This window comes from Ruminococcus callidus ATCC 27760 (assembly GCF_000468015.1).
Taxonomy (GTDB): Bacteria; Bacillota; Clostridia; order Oscillospirales; family Ruminococcaceae; genus Ruminococcus_C; species Ruminococcus_C callidus.
The window spans coordinates 11,919-15,198 of record NZ_KI260441.1 but is presented as its reverse complement, the minus strand read 5'-3'; the positions used below and the strand labels follow the sequence as shown (position 1 = coordinate 15,198).

Below are 3,280 nucleotides of genomic sequence, written 5' to 3'. Positions count from 1 at the left end.
TGGAATTCGCAGAAACGTCCAGCGTAGTCAGCTGATTGCCGGAGCAGTCCACAGTCCGCAAATTGGAATTCGCAGAAATATCCAGTGCTGCCAGCTGATTGCCGGAGCAGTCCAGCGTTCCCAAAAGGGCGTAAGAATCCAGCGACAGTTCTGTCAGAGCACAGTCACTACAGTCCAACATCACCAAAAAGGAAAACGCACCGTTTTTCTCCGGCAGTTTCAGTGCAGACAAATCCGGATTCGCAGAGCAATTCAGCTGCAACAGCTGTGCAGCACCGGAAATATCCAATGCCGACAACGTGTTTCCGGAACAATCCAGCTGCTGCAATTTGGAAAAGACATCGATCCCCGTCAGATCGGCAATGCCCTGCTGGGATACATTCAGATCAACGACTTCGCTGCATTCCGTCGCGGACAGCATGTTGTCACCGTCGCTGTCCAGCTGTTCGGAAATGTAGTTCCGGAACTGCTCGTCCGGAAATCGTTCTGCCGAAATGGCGATTTCCTCCCCCGCCGCCGCATCTGCTGCAAATGCCGGCAGCGGCAGGCTGGTCACAGCCATCATGCCCGCCAGTAAAAAGCTAAGGCAACGGTATCGATTCGTGTTTGGGTTCTGCACAAACATCGCTTCCTCTCTATGCAGGCAGCCTCACGCCGAACCTACCTGACAGACTGACATGACGCTGCTTTCAGAGCCTCCGGAAAGCACTTCCGGAGGCGTTTTTTTATCTAAAGTCATACATTAATATTATAGCACAAATGCCACAAAAAGTCAAACATATTTTTCCATTTTTCGGTTTTCAAATCTAATTTCTATTTCGTTGCAAAATTGCCAAAGAAGCAAGAACTTGTGGAAAAATTCTGTAAGGCAGCCGGTGTTTCCGTCATTCCTCACAAAAACAGCGTTGTCAAATTCTACAAAAAAGCTATTGACAAAAGGGATAAAATCGATTATAATGTAAGAAATATTGTATGTATACTCATGCACTGAAAGGGGCTTATTCTTATGAGATCAAATTGGAGAAAAACTATTGCAGGCATCGTTGCCATTGCGGCACTGATTCCCTGCTGTCTGGGCACGACCGCTTATGCAGCACCTCAGAGTGCCGCCGACACGGTGATCTCGGCAGTGATGCCGGAACTGGAAGAACCGATGCCGTCCAGTCAGGTCGATGCACAGATTGCAGCAGATGTGAAAGCAGCGATCAGCGGCACTGCCGGCGGTCTGGAAACCATTCCCACACCGAATTATGCGGAAGATTCCGACGTTGTGATTCCGGACGGCAAACCGACACAGGACGGCAAGCTGTACTACAAGATCGTATCGAAAAAGGCACAGATCACCGGCTGTGCACCGGGCACCACTGATCTGGTGATTCCGGATACCATTTATGACGAAGAGGACGAAGAAGAATATCCGGTAACCTTTATCGCTGCGGCTGCATTCTACGGCAACAAGGAATTGCAGACCGTCACCATGCCGGACGGTATGGTGGGCATCGGTGCAAACGCATTTCTGGGCTGTACCAATCTGACTAGCGTCAGCATGCCGGACAGCGTGGCTTCCATTAACGGTGGTGCGTTCTGCTCCTGCTCCAACCTGACAGACATCAAGCTGCCGGCAAGCCTGTACTTTGTCGGTAACGATGCATTCTCCTACTGTGCATCTCTGGAATCCATCACGATCCCCGGAAATCTGACCTCCATCGGCTCTACCATGTTTGCAAACTGTGCAAAGCTGAAAACTGTCGTTCTGGAAGAAGGCGTACAGAGCATCGGTTCCAATGCATTCTATGGCTGTTCAAGTCTGGACACTGTGCAGTTCCCCGAAAGCTCCTGCACCAGAATCAACGCAAATGCCTTTACTTATTCCGGTCTGTCTTCTATCGAACTGCCGGACAGTGTGACTAATGTTGCAACAGCAGCATTCAGCCACTGCCAGAATCTGAAAACTGTCAAGCTGTCCTCCGGCATGACTTCCCTGCGGAAGGACACCTTTGCATACAGCGGTCTGGAAAGCATTGAAATTCCGGACAGCATCACCACGATCAAATCCGGCGTATTCGCTTATTGCAGCAACTTGAAATCCGTAACACTGCCGCAGACACTGAAGCAGGTGGACGAGATCGTATTCTACAGCTGCGGTTCTCTGGAAAGCATTGTCCTGCCGGATTCTCTGACCAAGATCAGTGACAACCTGTTCTATCGCTGCACCAGCCTGAATGATGTCAAGTTCGGGGCAAATGTTGACTCGATCGGTGCTTCTGCATTCTACGGCTGCACCAGTCTGACAGAAGTCAATATTCCGGATACCGTCACCAAGCTGGGACAGAGTGCCTTTGCAGAGTGCACCAATGTTACCAAAATCACTGTTCCGGACTCTGTGACCGATCTCGGCAAGTGGACATTCTACAACAATGCCAACCTGACCGATGTCACCATCGGCAACGGCGTTACCAATCTGGATAACTACCTGTTCTACCGCTGCAATAAACTGGACAATGTTACCGTTCCGGAAAGCGTTAAAAAGGTGGGACAGTACGCCTTCGGCGGCTGCACTTCTATGAGCAGCATTCAGCTTCCGGATTCTCTGGAATCGATCGACAAGTGTGCATTCGTAGACTGCGATTCTCTCACAAATGTCACCATTCCGAAAAACGTTTCCTCTATCGGCAGCAATGCATTCGGCTACAAAGTGGAAAAGGATACGCTTGTAAAGGGCAATGATATGACCATTACCGGCAATGAGAGCACTGCCGCAAAGGACTACGCAAACGCAAACGACATCACATTTGATTCGCTGGATCCGATCACGACTACAAATACCGAAGTTCCGGTAGCAACAGACACCACTGTTCCGGTAGCAACGGATACCACCGTTCCGGTGGCAACGGATACCACCCAGACTACAGAAGGCAGCAACAGCGGTACAACTGAAACGGTTCCTGTCGGTGTCGTTCTGTACGGCGACGTCAATCTGGACGGCCGTGTAGATGTTACCGACTGTGTTCTGCTGAACAAGGCAGTTGCCGGTTCGGTACAGCTGGACACCGCAGCGAACAAGAATGCAGACTGCAACGGCAACGGCGAAATCAGCTCTGATGACGCAACTGTTCTGATGCAGTTCATTGTAAACCTCGTCAAGACGCTGCCGTACAACGGCTGATCTCAGAACCTGTCTTCACAATCATTTGCAAACCATTTCATGATATGACAAAAGGCACAGCTTTTTCGGAAGCTGTGCCTTTTCATTATGGCAATACCGCACAAAGATTGTGCG

Annotated in this window: 1 protein-coding gene and 1 pseudogene; one reads left to right on the top strand and one right to left on the bottom strand. The window is 50.1% G+C overall.

The features are described from left to right. Nucleotides 1-619, bottom strand: a pseudogene (locus RUMCAL_RS14710) (hypothetical protein); the annotation flags it as partial. A 387-nt stretch (nt 620-1,006) separates the two neighbouring features. Here RUMCAL_RS14710 and RUMCAL_RS14705 point away from each other — a divergent pair. Next, nucleotides 1,007-3,166, top strand: coding sequence for a leucine-rich repeat protein (locus RUMCAL_RS14705; protein WP_021682762.1), 2,160 nt, complete (start codon nt 1,007-1,009; stop codon nt 3,164-3,166). Nucleotides 3,167-3,280: the final 114 nt, after the last annotated feature.

Excerpts from the sequence above, each read along its gene's own strand:
- RUMCAL_RS14705 (WP_021682762.1), top strand. The coding sequence starts at position 1,007 with ATGAGATCAAATTGGAGAAAAACTATTGCAGGCATCGTTGCCATTGCG.